The organism is Priestia sp. SIMBA_032, assembly GCF_046535215.1.
GTDB lineage: Bacteria > Bacillota > Bacilli > Bacillales > Bacillaceae_H > Priestia > Priestia aryabhattai.
Window position 1 is genome coordinate 1 of record NZ_JAWRXD010000548.1, and the last position, 277, is coordinate 277.

At 63.5% G+C, this 277-nt stretch carries 1 protein-coding gene; it reads right to left on the minus strand.

Annotated elements, in window-relative coordinates; translation table 11 throughout:
• Nucleotides 1–277, minus strand: a 277-nt coding sequence (locus tag SB717_RS35490; protein ID WP_410907626.1) for a hypothetical protein, incomplete at both ends; no start/stop codon positions are given.

Genomic DNA, 277 nt, shown 5'->3' on the forward strand with positions numbered 1-277 from the left:
GCCGCGTGCCATTGGCGAGTTCGATGAACATTGCAGGTTGACTCCCGCCGAAACTGACAACCGGTGCGGGGAAAACCCTATTAAGCGAAGGCGCTGGCGCAATGTCCTGAACCACTACTCGCGATGCGTCGCGGTTATCGCGGGTGAATGCGGCGATCACCGCGTCGAGCCCGGCCTTGTCCGCGCCACTGAGGAGGCCCGTCACCAGAATGTCGTCGCGGGCACGAGACACACTCAGCTTGCCGACCAGCCCGGCTGTACGCAGTCGCGCGATCAG